Source organism: Rhizobium sp. EC-SD404 (genome assembly GCF_902498825.1).
Taxonomy (GTDB): Bacteria; Pseudomonadota; Alphaproteobacteria; order Rhizobiales; family Rhizobiaceae; genus Georhizobium.
In genome coordinates this window covers 1559989-1577731 of record NZ_LR701459.1, presented here as the reverse complement: position 1 = coordinate 1577731, position 17743 = coordinate 1559989, and the positions used below count along the sequence as shown (strand labels likewise).

Sequence of the window (17743 nt, the reverse complement as noted above, 5' to 3'; positions counted from 1 at the left end):
GCGACACGTCGAAACTTGATCAAGGTTAATTCTCACCCGTCCAAGTCTTGGAGTTGCTCCGGCGGTCACTTTCGAGCCACCGGAGCGCTGTTCATCAGTTCATGAGATCGTAGCCGAACGACGACCAGAGATTGCTTGGACCGTCGTCGTCATTGACCGACTGCCATGCATCCTGGCTGTCCGGGGGCGAGACATCCGGTTCGTCGAAGATGAACGGTGATAGCGCTGTGGCCGCAAAGGCCATAGGCGCTGCCGCTGCGGCTGCGGCCGGTGCGGCCGCAGGTTCGAGCGAGAAGGACGCCATGTCCTGCGAGCCGCCGTTGAAGGTCAGCCGCACGACTGTTGTTCCGGCATCGAGGTTCACTTCGGCCGAGTTGGTATCCTGGAAGTTCGACCAGGTTCCCGTCCGCGGCGTTCCCACCGTCACGCTGTCGACTGCTGTCCCGTTCGTGAAGGTCGCCGTGACCGATCGATTGGGGCCCGCGGCGTCACCGAGCGCCATGGAGAGGTTGAACAGGTAGCTGCCAGCCTCCGCCACGTTGATCGTGTACTCCAGCCATTCGCCGCCGCCGATCCAGCCGATGTCGCCACCTGCCGTCACTTCGACCGCACTTCCGGCTCTTCCGCCGTTGGTTCCGCCCTGCAGACCGGCTGCATCGTTGTAGGCGATGCCCTGTCCACCATTGTCGTAGGCAATGCCCTCGACCGTGAGGCCGTCGCTGTCCAGAACCGGTGCAATGCCGCCAAATGGTGTCTGGAGATTGTTGGCCTCCAGCGTGAACGACCGCAGGTCGAGCACGTAACCATTCGAGGCAAGCGGTCCGTTGAAGGTCAGGCGCAGCGTCTGCGGTCCGGCACCGAGTGCCAGGTCGATCTCGCTGCTCTGAACGAACGGGGCGTTGGCGAAGTTGCTGCCACCGGCATGGCCGTCAGCGAGCGTCACCGTACCAAGTTGAGCCCCGCCAGCCAGGGAAACGGCAACGGTCGCGCCCGTCACCGGGGACTTCGCATTGACCGAGAAGCTGTAAAGCCCGCCTGCTGGCACGTTGATCGTATACTCGACCCACTCACCGGGAAGAACGTGACCGATATCGTTCTGCGTTCCGACGAATTCGACGGCACGGCCGGGGCGAACCCCGTTCGCTGCGTTGTCGAGGCCTGGGTTGTCGTTATAGGCAACGCCCTGCCCGCCATTGTCGAAGTTCGTCGCGTCGACCGTCAGGATGCCCTGGGCATTGAAGCTCGGAGCCGTCCCGCTGAATGGCGTTTGTGCCACGACCGGTGTCACGGGTGTCAGCGAGAAGGACCGGAAGTCCTGGCTGCCGCCGGTGAAGGTGACACGAGCGATCTGCGTGCCCGCTTCGAGATCGATGCCATCCACCGAGCGATTGACGAAGGTGTTGAAGCCTCCCGTGCTCGGATTGGCGATCGTGCCAGTGGTTGCATAGGGGCTTGCCTCGCCGGGGCGATAGAAGCTGACCGATGCCGCACGACCCGCACCGCCGCCGTTGGCGAGCAGCATGTCGAGATCGTACTCCCCAGCACTTGCGACGTTGATGGTGTACTCAAGCCATTCGCCGTTATCGATCCAGCCGATATCGCCGCCGCCCGTAACTTCGACGGAGCTTCCGGCGCGACCGCCGTTCGTGCCGCCCTGGAGACCGGCAGTATCGTTGTAGGCGATCCCCTGGCCGCCATTGTCGTAGTCGTCGGCATCGATCGTCACACCATCCGCATCAACGAGGAACGGCGTACCGAGGAACGGCGTCTGGTTGCCCCCAGGCTGGACGAACTGGTGGACGGTCACCGCGTTGATCGCGGCGTTGTCGATGTCGGCGGAGAGATCGATGGAAATCTCGCCATTGGTGACTGTGACGATCGTCTCGATGGCGATCGGCTCGTCACCGCCGGCTTCGGCGAACGGATCGAGGTTCGTGGCGACCTGCTGGCCGTTGACCGCGATATCGAACTGCCTTTGGCCCGGTGCGTTCCAGTAGGTTTCCTGGGTGTAGATCGTCACGACATAAGTGCCGTTCGGGACATCGATCGTTGCCGTCCAGTCGGAACCGTCCTCGTAGGTGGTAAAAGCCGAGCCGGGTGTTGCGCCTGCACCATTCGGGTTCGAAGGGGCATCGACGCCGGGTCCGGTGTTCACCGAACCCGTCAGCGTCACCCGGGGATCGGTCTGCGCCACGAGAGCGAGGCCGAGAACCGGATCGTTGGCGATCGCGCCGCCGCCGAAGTTGACGCCGAGCACATAGGCACCCTTACTGCCCGGATCGACGGGATCGATCGGGTCGATATCCGGATCGAAGAAGTCCACCGTGCCGTCATCGTCCGCGTCATTTTCGAGCGCATCGTTGACGTCATTGTTGTTGGCATCGTTCGCGGCGGTCAGCGCGTGTGGCTGAACGTTTTTGATGATGAACATGTGGTCGTTGTAGTCGTAGTTCCCGGCGCCCGGATAATCCTGAATGCCGATATACGTCCCTTCGATCACATTGCCCGCAGCGTCGATCGCCTGGAAGAAGCGCAGAAGATGGCCCTGATTGTCCCCGACCAACTGGCCGAAGTCGGGATCGATCTTATTTGCCTCCGGGTCCGTCCAGGACGAATAGGTCGGACGCCCATCGACGGAGATGTAGAGACCGAACGGCCCGTTCTGGTTGATCGTGCCGCGTGCGACATTCGCCCCTGCGCCCGCTCCGGCCTGGAGTTGATCCGGCAGAACCGTCTGACCCTGCTGATCGTCATTGGCGAAGAGATTGGTCACATCCGACGAGCCGAGACCATGGTAGCCGAGTCGCGCGACATTGCCCTGCGTCAGGAAGGCCGCAATCTGGATGATTTCGATCGGCTGAGCGTTGTTGAGACGCTGCAGATAAGGCATCAGAACTTCGTCGCCGACCGCTTCCACCGCCCCATTGGCCGCAAGTTCGCCCTGGGCCACGTCTGTGGAGTATCCGAAGGCTTCGACGATCTGCGCGACAGTCGGCTCGGAACCGTTCTCCGAGAACTCCTGTGCGAGACCTGCCAGCTGGATCACCTTCTGGCCGTTGGCGAAATCGTTTGAAACGATCGTCAGCGTGGAGGTGATGAGATCGGCACCGGACGACGTTCCGGTGTGGTCGCCGACGAACCGCACGGTGACCTGGGCGCTGCCGCCTGCCGCGATCGTCGTCGGAACCGCACCGACGATTTCAAACGCATCGCCGTTGCCGATCAGGATGTCCTCGATCGTCAGCGGCACGAAGCCGTCGTTGGAGATCGTGAACGTCGCTTCGTTGCGGAAGGTCTGCTGCGCGTTCGCCGGATTGTCGATGTTGGTGAAGACGAGGCGATCGTCTGCCGCCGCATCATCGAGACCTTCGACGACCATTTCCTGGCCGAAGCCCACCGGTTCGACACCCTCGATGACGAAAAGGTTGTCGTTATAGTCGTAGTTGATGCCGGTGTAGTCCATCACGCCGAGATAGACGTTCGGGATTACGTCGCCGTCAGCATCGAGCGCTTGGAAGACTTTGACCGTGTGCCCTTGCTGCGCTCCTGGAACGATGACACCGCCCGTCGGGTTCAGTCTCGGGTCCGTGGACAGACCGGCAACGTTGATACCGAACACTTCGTTGCCCAGCCAGCCGTCATTGATGTCGGCGTTGCTGAACGTCCGTGTCGAGAACGTGTTGTCATTGACCGAGTTCGGCAGAAGACGCTGGTTGTCCGTGCCTTCATGATTCCAGAACGTGGTGCCCTGGCCCTTATTGCCAGGGTTGTGGATACCCATCGTGGCGCCGCCCGTACCGTGGAAAGCAGCAATCTGGGTGATTTTCGCTTGAGTAAAGCCCTCGGCGATCCTCCAGTATGGCGAAAGCACCTCCGTATCGTCCGTCTTCGCAAAGACGTCGTTCGTGCTGAGTGTGGAGTTCTCTCCCCCGCCCTGTAAACGCAAGCCCTCGATGCGGTTGCCAAAGCCGAATATCTGCCAAATCTCGTTGACGTTGGGTTCCTGTCCCCCTTCGTCACGTGCCTGCCAGAAGCCAGCAAGATCGACCGTCGCAATCGGGCTGTCGGCATCGTTGGTTCGCAGTGTCAGTTCACCGAAGAAGGTGGTCGAAGTCGCGTCGACGTTGGTTGTCGGCGGGGTATAGGCAGCTCGGTTGAAGAGAACCGTGACGTCTACGAACGCACCCGGAGCGAGCGTCAATCCTTCGAAAACTGAAGGATTTGCGAGAACGAAAGGCCCTGTGAGCTCGCTTTCCAGGAACTCGAGTGGCTCCGTCCCAGTATTAGAGATCCGAACGACGCCGGTGTCCTTGAAGTCCCGATCGGCTTCGTCCGGCAACACTGCGTCCGGATTTTCGAGATACGAGAAGTGAAGACGATTATCCAAGAAGACCGGATCGAGGCTCTGGATGCCGATATCCGCGTTGGCGTTGCCCGGTGCCGGCTGGACATCGAGATAGTCGATGCCATTGGCGCCCGGTGCATCCGAGATGACGCGCAACTGATACTGCGTTCCGGCAGTCAGCTGGATGTAGACGGACTCCTCGCCGGCAGTGCCGACACCCGGGAACGCCGTTTCGTCAAGCTCGACGCCGTTCAGCAGCCAGGTCAGACCTTGGCCGTTGGTCGCGGTCGCGTTGGCAGCGGTATCCAGCTTGTAGATGCCGTCTGCCGCAACCGTGAAGTAGAAGTCGACCGTGCTGCCATTGACGATGTTGGCCGAACCGTCCGTCGTCTCCAGTTCGATACGGCCGGTGCCGATGATCTCGGCATAGTCAGGCTCGAACACCGAGAGTGGTTCGGTGGTCACGCGCAGATAGTCGACATTCGGACCAACGCCGCCGGGAGCGGTGAGCGTGATCGTGTTCGTTCCCGCAACCAGATTGACGAGCGACGACTGGGGACCCCAGACCGATTCCGCCGCGTTGCTGTTGGCAGTGAAGGCGAGCGTTTCGACGACCTGTCCGTTGACGGTGAGCGTCATCGGACGGGCGGCCTTGCCGGCACCCAGCGCATAGAGGATGTCGAGGCCGTGGACGCCGGCGGCACTGGCCGACACCGTCCAGGTGATGGTTTCCGTATCCGGGCCGACGAAGTCGACGAAGTCGCCGGACTGGTCGCGGTCTGTTGTGACGACCGCCGGATCGCCTGTGAAGGAGGCATTTTCAGCCTCGTAGATGGCGTAGGTAATGCCATCGACGATTTCCTCGCCATCGTTCGGACCCGTCGCCGTATCCGGAGCAACCAGAACTTCCAGCTGATCGATGTTCGGACCAGTATTGGCGACCGAGCGCAGCGTCACGGTGTTCTGGCCAGCGGCCAGGGTCACCGGGATTTCGACGAACGACCAGACGGTCCAGCCATCGGTCGGCGCGACTGCCGTCGGAACGAAGGACTGCACCGTGACGATGGTGCCGTTGACTTCGACCTGTAGCGGACGGTCCGTCGTGGCGCCGTTGGCGTAACGGAAGCGGAGCAAGGCTTCGCCAGCGCTGTCGCTCGGCACGTTGAAGGCGAACGAGATGAAGTCGGCGTTGGTGGAACCGAAGTCGGCGTAGCCGCCCGGCGTGCCGTCGAGGTTGTCGGTGTTGCCGTCATTGCCGAAGGCGCCCGGACGCAAGCCGTTCACATAGCCAGCGCCAGTGCCTGTTTCGAGGTTGCCGGCGGAGCGGATCTCGATCTGGGCGTCGACGTCGTTCGGCGTCGAAACCGACGTGCCATCGCCCGGTGTAGCATCCTCCGCCTGGATGACGATGAGGCTGACGAATTCCGTCGGCGCCTGCCCCGGCGTGAAGGTGAGCGTATCGACCGCGGTGTTCGAAGCGTCGTCGAGCACGGTCAACGTTGCCGTGACCGGCGAACCGAAGTCGCTGACATCCGCCGTGAAGCGGTTCTGAGCGTTCAGCGTCACGGTCTGCGCTTGGCCGCCGTTGAAACTGACGCGGATGGTCTGGATGTCGTCGTCGAGGCCGTTGACCTGGAAGACGGTGGCATCCACGTCGCTGCCGTCGAAAAGCACGAGCGCGAGATCGCCGCCGGCATCGGCCGTGTTGTCGGCGATGATGCCGCCTGGAGCGGGCTCCAGCCGAACGATCTGGCTCGAGCCATCGCTGCGGTTCAGCGTGAGCAGGTAGAGGCGTCCGCCGGGACCTTCGATGACGTCCAGTGGATCCGGGTGGCTGATGACCCGACCATCCGGATCGCGGATGACGAAATCGTCGATGACGTTGCCATCATCATCCAGGATCATGGCGCGCAGATCGTTGCCGCTCGAATACTCGGTGAAAATGACCGCGTTCTGGAGGCCCGTCCCGAAGACATTGCTCTTGTACTCGATCGCGCCGTTCGGGGACCGGTTCTGGCCAAGCGAATAGGCATTGTCCGCATTGTAGTTCGGATCGGGCAGTGTTCCGACGGGGTAGTTGCCGACCTGGTTCGGATCGGTACCTGCAGTCGGATTGCCGCCGTTGAGAATGAACTCGTCACGCAGCGGGTTCGGATGGCCGCTGTAGGACCCTTCGCTGATCGTGAAGAAGTAGTCGTTCTGCACGCCCACATTGTTGATGGCTTCGTTCTGCGGCGTGTTCGGGTTGTTCGGGACGTTGCCGCCCGCTGCCGAACCGTTGGCCGAGACGTAGAGCTTTCCATTCGAATGCCAGACCAAGTCGTAGCCGTTACGCTGGCCGGTGGCGAAAATCTTCAGGACTGCGTCGTCCGCGTAGGGATTGTAGAACTCCTCGATGACGGTCGAGTTGAAGTTCGTGCCGGAGCGCACTGATGCAACGCCATCAGCGTTGAAGTGCAGGAAGTTGCCAGTGAACTCGCCACTGTTAATGGCGATGCCGCCATTCTTCAGATTTCCATCGTCGGTTGGCACCAGTTGGCCGTTTTGCACATTCTCGTAGCCGAAGCGGCGGTTGGTACCGTTTGCCGGTATCGGCTCGGTCGAAACGTCGAAGCCTCCGGGAGGCGCTTCGCGGGTCGGATCGATCTCGAGGATCGCGGCGTTGAGAAGCCGCTCCGGACGGAAGCCCCAGGCAGAGTCCGCCTGGCCCATCGCCGAGTTGGACCCCTGGATGAGGTAGAGCAGGAAGTCCGGTTCGTCCGGCAGGCCGGCATTAGGGTTGGCGCGGAACTCGAGACTGTTGGTGACATGGTCACCGTTCGAGCGCGGCAGGCCTGTGATGTAGGTCTCTGCGGTGCCGGTGAACGCATCGCCCTCGCCGATCGTCACTTTCGAGACTCGGCCCGAGAACTCCGGCACGGCATTGTCGCGTCCGTCGAGCGGAACCGGGAAATTGTCCGTGATCCAGATGACGTTGGGATCGGTCGGGTCGAAGACGAAACCGATGATACCGCGTGAGCGATCACCTTCTTGCAGATAGTCGAGCTCGAGCGTTTGCTCGTTGGAAAGCGAGCCGTCCTGCGGATCGATATCCCAGCGCTTGATGAGACCGTTCAGGGTGCCGACATAGAGATGCTGGCCATCTGGTGAAATCTCGATCGATGTGTAGAGCGATGCGTTGTCGGCATAGCCGTTGAGTTCGATCGTCTCGACGAAGGCCACTTCACGGGCCTCGACTTCGGGCTGCGCCGTGGTCGTGAAGGTCGAGCTGAACTTTAGGAACTCACGTGTCGGAGCATCGATGTTTTCGTTTGAGCCACGATCCTGGAAGCCATCGATGACCAGCGTGTAGCTGGTGAAAGCCTTCAGGCCGCCGCTTGGCGAGATCGTCAGCGAGTCGAAGCCGGCGGTCGTGTTGATGCTGAAATTCACCTGCTGGCCGGTGAGCGTTTCATAAAGCTTGATCGAGCCGTCGGTCAGGCTTTCGAGAAGAGCGCCACCACGGTTCGGTGCGACTTCGATGCCCAGAATGATGTCCGACGTTGGATCGACCGTCGTGATTGCGCCGCTGGCTTGATCGAGATCGACGACGATCTGGCCTTCGCCGACACCGGCAATGGCCCGAGGTCCGACGAAACGAGCGTAGTCCTCAGGCGCTTCGCGTTCGTCGTCCGGCGTCAGATCCGGCAACTCGCGAATTTCCAGATACTGGATTTCCGTGACTTCGCCATCCGGGGCCGCGAGCGTCAGGAAACCATCCTCGACCTTGACCTGAACCGTCTTCAATTCGGTCTTGTAGAAGTTGGTTGGCACGAAATCCGAGACGAGTGCGCCTTCGATCTCCAGCTTGTTGTCGCTGTCGTTGGCGCCCCCGGTATCGCCGACGGCGACCGTGACTTCATACCAGCCGTTTTCAAGCGCGACTTCGAATGCCACACGGTTGGCTTCACCGGCCGGGAAGGTGCCACGCAGATCGAAATGCGCGTAGCCTGTAAGACGTGGATCGTAACTGTCGAAGTTGCGTCCGTCGTCGACGTTGGAGCTCTCGCCCTGCCCTGTTCGCTCGTTGATCGCGACGGCCGGATACGCAGCGCCATTGATCGGCGTGGCAGTCGTGCCGTCCGCATCGGTCGCCGAAGCTTCCGTGACGAAGCCGTAGGAATAACCGTTGCCGCGGTCACCGAAGCCGACGAAGTTCGCGACGAGGTAGCCTGGAGCCTTCGGTGCCGTGCCGTCCTGGAAATTGATCAGGATGGTTTCACGATCGCCCGGCTCGCTTGGAACCTCCGGGTCGACCGGAGCGTCACCATCGCGGCTGATCGTGACATTGTCGATGTTCGGGCCATTGGCGATCTCGTTGGCGACGGAAATCGTGTTGGGGCCATCCGAAAGCTCGATGTCGACCGTGATCTCCTGCCAGTTAGACCAGCCCGCATCGGCGGTGCCGCCGGCGGGGATAGTGGACGGGAAGTCGATGGTCTGCTCCACGCCGTTGACCGTGAGCGTCATCGGTCGATCGGTCGTACCACCATTGGCGAAGCGCACGGTCAACTGATAGGTGCCAGCGCCAGGCGCCGTCAGCGTGAAGCTGGCTGCATCGCCGATATCGTTACCGGTATCCAGATAGCCGATGCCTTCGTAACCCGGACGCAGGCCGAATGAGTCGTAGATCTGGCCAGGGCCGCTATTGCCGGCGTTGGCGCCACCTTCATTCGTGTCATCACCTGGAACGCGGGCGACGGTGTCGGCCGGCGTGCCGGCAACCGCCTCGATGTCCGCAATCGTGAACGTTTCAGCTTCGATCGTCAGCGAGAACGGCTCGACCGGATCGACCGGATCGGTCCCGTCGAGATACTCGAAGCTGATCTCGTCGATGTTTGGGCCGCCGATATTGCCAGCGGGGATCGCCAGACGGATCTGGTTCGATCCTTCGACAAGCGTCAATTCGACTGTCTGCTCGACCCAGCTATTCCAGGCCAGGTCACCCGTTCCCGGACCGCGGGTAAATGGCAGGCTGATCACCTCGCCATTGTTCAAGGTCAGGTTGAGAGCGCGCGAATCCACCGCACCGTTGCCGTAGCGGAAGGTGACGAGATAGGTGCCGGCCGCCGGAGCATCGACATTGATCGTGATGGCATCGCCGACCTGAGCGCCGAAGTCCATGTAGGCGTTGCCCACGGCACCGGTGCGGAAATTGCCGAAGTCATCGGGGTTCGCCTGAGTGACGACGCGGGTGAGCGCGCCCTGACCGGTGGCCGTCGTATCGTTGACCGTAACCTGCGTCAGGTCTTCAGCCTGGATGGTGAACGGAGCGACGACGATCGGCGTTTCTTCGTCGGCGATGGTCAGCGTATCCGTCGCTTCGGCTTCGTTGCCAGCTTCGTCTGTGACGATGACGGTGATTTCGGTCGTGCCTGCAGCGAGAGCGCTCCCATCGAAAACGAAGCTGCCGTCGACGTCCAGAAGGTCCGTGACGTCGATCCGGGTCACGCCACCGTCGAGGGTGATTTCGACCTGAACGATATCGTCGTCGAGACCTGCAACCGACAAGGTGATGGCATCTGCATCCGCAATATCGACAGAGGTTTCAGGGGCGGACAGCACGAGATTGCCGTCTTCGTCGGCCGAAACGTCGACGACGATCGGTCCGGTGCCTGCTTCCGTGATCTCGATGCGATCAAGGTTCGGCCCGGAAGCAGCGCCTGCCGGGATGGCGAAGGTGACGGTGTTGACGCCGGCCTGCAGTGTCACGGTCTGGGTGAGGAAGTTCCAGAAGTTGAAGCCTTGCAGCAGTGGATCGCCCGTGGCGGGCCCGGTGTTCGGGAAGACCGTATTGGCAACCGTTCCATTGACGCCGATGGCGAGAGAGCGCGGAGCACCGGAGAAATCCTGCGACGCATAGCGCACGTTCAGATCATAGGTGCCGGCCTGAGCGACCGTGAAAGTATAGGTGACCGTGTCGCCAGCATCATCGCCGAAATCGAGGTAGCCAGTGCCGCTGAAATCAGGTCGCAGGCCGGAGAAACCGCCGGCTTCAGGATTGCTCGAATCACGCACGACCGTGACCGTTGCGTTGCCGTTGTTGGCCGGAGCAAGTGCGATCGCACCATCTTCTGCCTGGAAAACAATCGGCGTGAACGCGGGCGTCTCGCCGACGGTGACCGTGAAGGCAACCGGTGCCGTGTTCAGCGTGCCGTCGCTCGCCAGAACCTCAAGTGCATAGGTACCGGCAGCAACGGTCCCGGCGATCGTCAAGACACCACCCGCCAGCGAAATGCCCGCAGGCAGCGTGCCGCCGCCCTGGAGGGCGACAGAGTAAGTAAGCGTCGTGCCGGCATCCGGATCGGTAGCACCGAGCGCCGCCGCGACGTCGATCGTCTGGGCGGTGCCCTCGACGAGCGTGACATCCTCGATTGCAGCCGTGGCGCCGAGTACCGGTGCTTCGTTGACGTCGCCGACCGCAATGGTCAGGACGCTGGTGGTGGAGAGGCCAGCCGCGTCTGTTGCCGTGATCGAAACCGTAACGGTTTCTGAGGTTTCATGATCGAAGCTGACACCGGGCGCGAGGCGCAGTTGTGTTCCCTCGATGACGAAGCGCTCATCGGTGGTCGTGTAGATGATGGCAGCCGAGCTCCCGTCGGGATCCGTCGCGGCGAGCGTGCCGATAACGGCGCCCGCTGCGTTTTCAGCAACCGTCGCTGTGTCGAGCGCGATGTTGACCGGGGCAAGCTCCGGCTGCTCGACGCTCTTGAAGGTGAGCTTGTCGATCCGCAGGAATTCGCCGGAGTCGGCAACGCCCGTGATGGTCGCAATGGTGGCTGCGTCGATGAAGACTGGAGTGGTGAACGTGATGGTCTTCAGATTTCCGACCTGGCCGCCGTTACCACGCGCCTGGCTGGGATTGTCGAAGATCCCGGCATCATCGAACGACAGTCCGCTCGCAAGAACCGTGTCGCCGATCGTCAGGCTGAACGTCGCTTCACCGTCGGTTTCGTCGAAGACGGTGATGGACACTTCGTACCAGCCTTCAGACAGGCCGTTTTCGGACAGGACCGTGGAGACGGTGCCCGTCTGGTTGGCGTTGGTGCGGATTGCCTGATTTCCTGAAGCACCAGGTGCGGCGGCGACGTAGAACGCATCAGCTTCATCTAGACCGGTGAAGGCTTCGGCTTCCACGACGGTGACGTCGCCTAATGCCGGCCCGTCGATCGTGAGGTCGAGCTCGAAGGATGCACGGGCGCCAGACGGATCCGTGGCAACGATCGTGATCGTGCCGTCGCCCGTTTCAGTCGGCGTGCCGACGATGACGCCTTCGTCGTTGAGGCTGAGACCTGCGGGCAGGCCTTCGACCGTCAGAACGAGATTGTCGCCGTCGATATCGGAGAACGCATCCGCAAAGATCGAAAGATCGATTCCGCTGAATTCTTCTCCGACAACCGCGAAATAGGGCTCGAAGGCGATGGCGTTGACCACCGGTGCGTCGTTGACGTTTTCTACGGTGAGCTGGAATTCCGTGGTGGTGATCCCTTCGCGACCGTCATCGGCCGTGATGATGATCGTGTAAGGCGTCGCACTCGGGGCCGCCTGGATGACGCCGCTCAGCGTGCCCTGCGAGAACACGAGGTTCTCGAAGCCGGCAACCGGCAAGCCGTCGGCATCTTCGACAGTGAAGCTGTAGGTCAACGCATCCCCATCCGCATCGACGAACGGCATGTCGATTTCTAGCTGGCTGCGTTCCGGCAGCGTCAGATCGGCAATGCCGCCACCGATCACGGTCGGGGCTACGTTTTGGTCGGGATCGACCGGCCCTTCGATGATCTGGACATTGCTGAAGGAGACTGAACCGACACCGTTGCTTGCCTGGTCGTCATCGGCGACGAACACGAGCGAGGAAATCGTCTTGCCGGCATGGGCCGACAGGTCGATCGTCACGGTGAACGTCGTGCCGGGCGTGCCGTTGTTGCCGTTGCGCAGGTCGACGAAGGCCGCTTGGCTCTCCGTGCCGGCAATCTGGAAGACGGACTGATCGCTCATTTCAAACGGCGAGTTGTCATCATCGAAGCCGATGGCGACGATTTCCGACAGATTGGTGCCAAGGGTCACGGTCAGCGTGATCTTGGTACCTTCGGTGATCGTGTAGCTTTCCGGCAGCGGCGCACGCTTCCAGAGATTTCCATCAAGCGTCAGCGTCGCACCACCATCAGTGACCGACGCGCCTACGCCTCGGTCCTGAGTGCTGTAGGATGTCAGCGTGGATGGGTCGAAGACCATGCCGATCGGCTCTTGCGGCTCGGCAACATCGACGACACCGAGCGTGAAGTCCTGCGTGGTCGACAGACCGGAGGGGTCGGTTGCAATGATGGTCAATGCAATCTGCGGCTCCGCCGCGAAATCGAATGTCGCACCGTCGGCAATTGCCAGTTGGCCGGTGCTGTTGATCACGAAACGACCATCGCTGACGGTGAAAGTAAGCGCATCCCCTTCCGGATCGACGCCCGCAACGACACCGACGACGGTGCCGGCGATGGCATCTTCGGAGAGCGACTGCGCGCCCGAAAGCGAGATTACGGTCGGCGCCTCGTTGACGTTGGAAACGGTGACGGTGATTTCCTGCGTCGCCGAGGTCGTGCCGTCGCTGACGGTGACCGTTGCTTCGTAGACACCATCGCCATCGGCGTCGTCGGCCGCTTCGAAATTGGCGCCGGCATTGAGCGAAATGACACCATTGGCGTTGATCGACAGCTTGGAGGCATCAGCACCCGAGAGCTGATAGGTCAGCGTGTCGCCATCCAGATCTGTCGCGACGATTGCGCCGACGGCGGTCGTGTTCTCGGCCACGGTGAAGCCGGGTTCACTGGAAATCGACGGTGCGGAATTATCCTCATCGATCGTGGCCGTCGTCCCGGCGGTTGCCGTATTCCCTTCGCCATCGGTGACCGTCAATACGATTGCGACGGAACCCGGATCGAGATCGCCGAGATCGAGCGTGATTTGGCCGCCGACCGGAGTGACGGCAACAGCCGCCCCGCCATTGACTGAAACGGCGAACGAAACGATGTCGGCATCCGCACCGGCGATCGCGAAAGCAGCGGCGGCGGGGTTGGAGATGTCGACGACCGAGAGCGCGAGATCGCCATTTTCGTCGGCGGTCGTGTCCGGCACGACATCGTCAGCCGGATCGTTGGTCACGGTGACGGTGATGGTCTTCTGCGTCGTCAGCGCGCCATCCGAGGCGAGAATGACGACGGTATAATCGTTGCTGCCACCGACAGGCGTTTCGAAGTCGGGTGCCGCGATGAAGGACAAAGCGCCGGTCTGCGGGTTGATCGTGAACAGCGCATTGTCGTTGCCCGAGGCAGTGGCGAGCGAATAGCGTACGGCATCGCCGTCGATATCGCCGGCAACGATGGTGCCGATCGCGGTTTCACCTTCGACGATCGAAAAGGTTTCGGAGGAGACGATCGGCGCCGAGTTTGTAACGGGGAACACGGCTGCGACGCCGGTCTGCGTAATCGCGATGGCGTCGACATTGGGACCGGTATTGGCCCCGGCGGGGATGGCCAGCGAGAAGCTGTGGGTGCCAGCGCCGACCGATACGGTTACCTTCTGGATCGACCAGTTGTTGAAGCCTTCGCCTGCTGAACCAGCCGCTGTAGTTCCTGTCGCTACGAAAGCAAGGTTGGTTGGTGCGCTGTCATCAATGGAGAATGCCAGCGGCCGCGCCGAATTGCTGGCATAGCGGATGTGCAGATCGTATGTGCCCGCTTCGGCAACTGTGAAACTGTAGGTCGCCCTGTCACCAGGCGTATCGCCGAAATCCAGATAGCCACTACCGGTAAGACCGGGGCGCAGTCCATTGACCGTACCGGCCGGTGCTGGATTCTCAGGATTCGACGGATTCCGGATGACGGTGTCGTTGACGTTGGTGTCTTGGTCGAGAATCCTCAGAACGCCGGCTTCGGCTTGGATCAGTATCTGCGTGAACGGCGCCGGCTCCTCTGGCTCTTCCACGATCGGAGCTTCGACCGTGAGCGTGAAGGGGATGGTATTGGAATCCAAGTCGCCATCCGATGCGACGATCTGCAACTGATACGTACCGGGAGCAACGGTCGGAGCGACCGTGAGAATGCCGTTCGAGAGCGACACACCTTCGGGGCCTGAACCTGTCAATTCGAGCACTGTCGCGTTGCCTTCCACATCGCTCACCGATGTAAGGTCGGACAGCGAAATCGTCCCGCCGGTGGCCGGAACGGTTTGCGTCGGGATGGTGCCTGTCAAGACCGGCGCGTCATTGACTGCAGCGACAGTGACCGCGATCGAAGCCGGTGCGCTTGAAGCGCCCGCCTGGTCGGTGACGGTGTAGCTGATGGTCGCCTGGCCGTTGAAGTTCAAGGCAGGCGTGAACTCGATATAAGTGCGGCCGTCCAGCTCCACCACGACGACAGCGCCTTGATTGACCAGCACGGAAGCGGCGACCGAAAGCGTGTCGCCCGCGTCGACGTCATTGATTGCATCCGTGATGTCGATGCGGCGGACCGTGTCTTCCTGAGCATCCGAAATGTTCAGATTCCCGGCGGTCGGCGCCGTGTTAACAGGCTCCTCGGGCTCTTCCACGATCGGTGCCTGCACCGTCAGCTGGAAGGAAAGCGTTCCGGAATCTGCCTGGCCGTCCGTCGCATTCACCTGAATGGTGTAGGTGCCCGGAGCAACGTTCGCCGCAACGTTGACCGTTTCACCGGAAAGCGTAACGCCTGCCGGCAAGTTGCCACCCAATTCGAACGTCGGGACCGTGCCATCGACATCACTTTTGGTGAAACCCGACAGCGAGAAGGAGCCGCCCGTGGCCGGGATCGTCTGCGCGGCGATGGAGCCGGACAGCACCGGCGCATCGTTGACCGCTGCCACGGCGACCGTGATCGTAGCCGGTGCGCTCGCGGCGCCATCCTGATCGGTGACGGTATAAGTGATGGTCGCCTGGCCGTTGAAGTTCAAGGCCGGCGTGAACTCGATGTAAGTGCGGCCTTCCACCTCCACCACGACGACAGCGCCTTGATTGACCGGTACGGAAGCGGCGACTTCCAGCGTGTCGCCCGCATCAGCGTCGCTGATGGCATCGGTGATGTCGATGCGACGGACCGTGTCTTCCTGTGCATCGCCAATCGTCACGTCATCGGCGGTCGGCGCCGTGTTGACCGGCTCGACCGGAACCGTCGGCTCATCGAGAGCAATGACGATCTTGTCGATGTTCGGGCCGTTTGCAGTGGTCGATGTCAACCGAAGAGTAGAGACACCAGCCGGCAGCGTGACCGTGATCGTCTCGCTGGTCCAATTTTCCCAGCCGCTTGCGGTTGCGGGTACGTTTGCGTCCTCTCCGCTGCCACCCGGGGTGGGGTCGATATCGGAAACATCGCTCGGCAACACAGTGCGGGCACCGGCATTTGTGGCCACGATCGCGAACTGCGCTGTCGCCCCATTCGGCAGACCGGAGAGGATCAACGGACGCGCAGCTGAGCCCCCGTCACCGTTCGTGTAGACGATTGTGATCGTATACGTTCCTGCCGTAGGTGCATTGATAGCGAACTCGGCAAACGTGCTGGCAATACCCCAGTCGAGATAAGACTCGCCTTCTGCTCCGACGCGGAAATTCTCGTTGGAGGTGACCGTGGGGTTCCGCGCAGCCAGGAACTCAGGCGTGATTGCACGATTGGAATTGGTGGATGTGGTGATCGTGGTGTTGGGCGCCAGATCCTCAGCCTGAATCACGATGACGTTTGGATCGGCTTCGCGGATGTCCAAATAGTCGATGTTCGGTCCACTGAAGCCATTGGCCGTCAACCGGATAGTGTTCTCACCTGCGAGAAGCTCTACCCGCGTAGTGGCTTCCGAATAGGTCGTGTTCGCATTCGTCGACTTCATGTCGAAGATGCGATCCCAAAGCTCGCCGTTCACATCGAGACGCATGGAGCGATTGATTCCGGCCGCGAGGAATGCGTAGCCGACATCGATGTCGTAGAAGCCAGCTTCGTCGACAGTGAACGTCCATTCGATGTACTGGCCGGAACCGGCACTGTTGTTGCCGGGTATTCCTGCGAAATCAACATACGCGTCGCCGCTCGCAGCATCCGCATTTGGGACATCGGTTGGCGACGCAGTCGTGGTCGAAACAGCGGTTGGATTACCCAACGTGCTGGTCGGGATAGCATTGCCGACATACGCATTCTCAGCTTCGAGCCGAAGCGTCGTGCCCGGCACGAGGTTCCCAAGGCTGACGTCAGGTTCCGCGGCCAGCGCTGCCGTCGCGAAACCCTCGTCGACCGCGAAAGCGCTCATCATCGGCATGTCGACCGGATCGGAGAAGCTGGCGACCTCCGTGTAGACAGGCGCCTGGAGCGTTGTGGGATCGGAACCACCGGCACCATTGCCCGAGGCGGAACCCCGCTGCAGCGGCGAACCGGAACCGACGGATCCGCCATCGCCCTGGGGGCCCATATAGTCGCCATAACCGTTGTCGAGCGGCGGCAGATAGCCGTCGAGCTGGGCGACGTCGTCTTCTTCGAGCGGAATACCTGCGTCGCTGTCGAGCGCCGGCAGGCTTGCGAGAGGAAGAAGATCGTCGAAATCGCTTGGCGTGTTCGCGGTGCTCTCTTCAACCTTGGTGGCGAGAGCAAGCGCGGCGATACCGGCAAGGTTCAAGGCGTTGATCAGCCCGAGGCCGTCACCGATCTTCGTGCCTGCTGCTGGCGTGCCGTCGCTCGCTGCTATCGCCAGGATGCGCGGTCCGGAGTTGTTGAGCGAAGCGACGCTGATCGCGTGCGTTCCGGCGTCCAGACCGATCCGGACAATGACGCTGCCGAGAGCCTGCCAACCGCCCGTGCTCGGGAACGTGATCACATGAGGATTGCCGCCGTCGACGGTGAAGGTCGCTTCCCGCTCATCCGACCATCCATTGGCGTATTGGACGACCAGTTCGCCGCACCCGCCGGTGGGGATATCGAGAACGTAATTCTCGCTGGACCCCTGAGCCGATGATTGGTTGCCAAACGGCGAATTCAGATCAGCGGCAAATGTCGTGCCATCGACGACGTCGTTCGAGCCAAGCTCGAAACCGAATTCTTTATCCATAATTCCCCCTTTGAAAGACGGCGCTGACGCACGTCCCTCATGCCCGGACACACAGGTGTTAACTTGACCTTAAGGATTTCATGGGCCGTGGTGGGCCGATATAGAAGAATGGTCTGCTTGCGTGGCTCAAATGACCTAGTCGAACCGGCTAGTCCTAAGCGAAACGACTAGTGACGGTCACTTTCATAAGCACAATGCAGGAGACCATCGGACAATCGGGACATATATAAGCGCGCACTTGTGCTTGAAGGAGCTTCCCGATTTCTCGACTAAGCT

1 protein-coding gene is annotated in these 17743 nt (G+C 61.3%); it reads right to left on the bottom strand.

Annotated elements, in window-relative coordinates; translation table 11 throughout:
* Positions 1–94: 94 nt before the first annotated feature.
* Positions 95–17467 carry a carbohydrate-binding protein gene (locus tag GC125_RS08370; RefSeq protein ID WP_151985270.1) on the bottom strand — a complete coding sequence of 5791 codons (17373 nt, stop codon included), beginning with the start codon at positions 17465–17467 and terminating at the stop codon, positions 95–97.
* Between the last annotated feature and the right edge of the window lie 276 nt (positions 17468–17743).

Bases quoted from the DNA above. Each gene is read 5' to 3' on its own strand.
- GC125_RS08370 (WP_151985270.1), bottom strand. From the start codon at position 17,467: ATGGATAAAGAATTCGGTTTCGAGCTTGGCTCGAACGACGTCGTCGAT.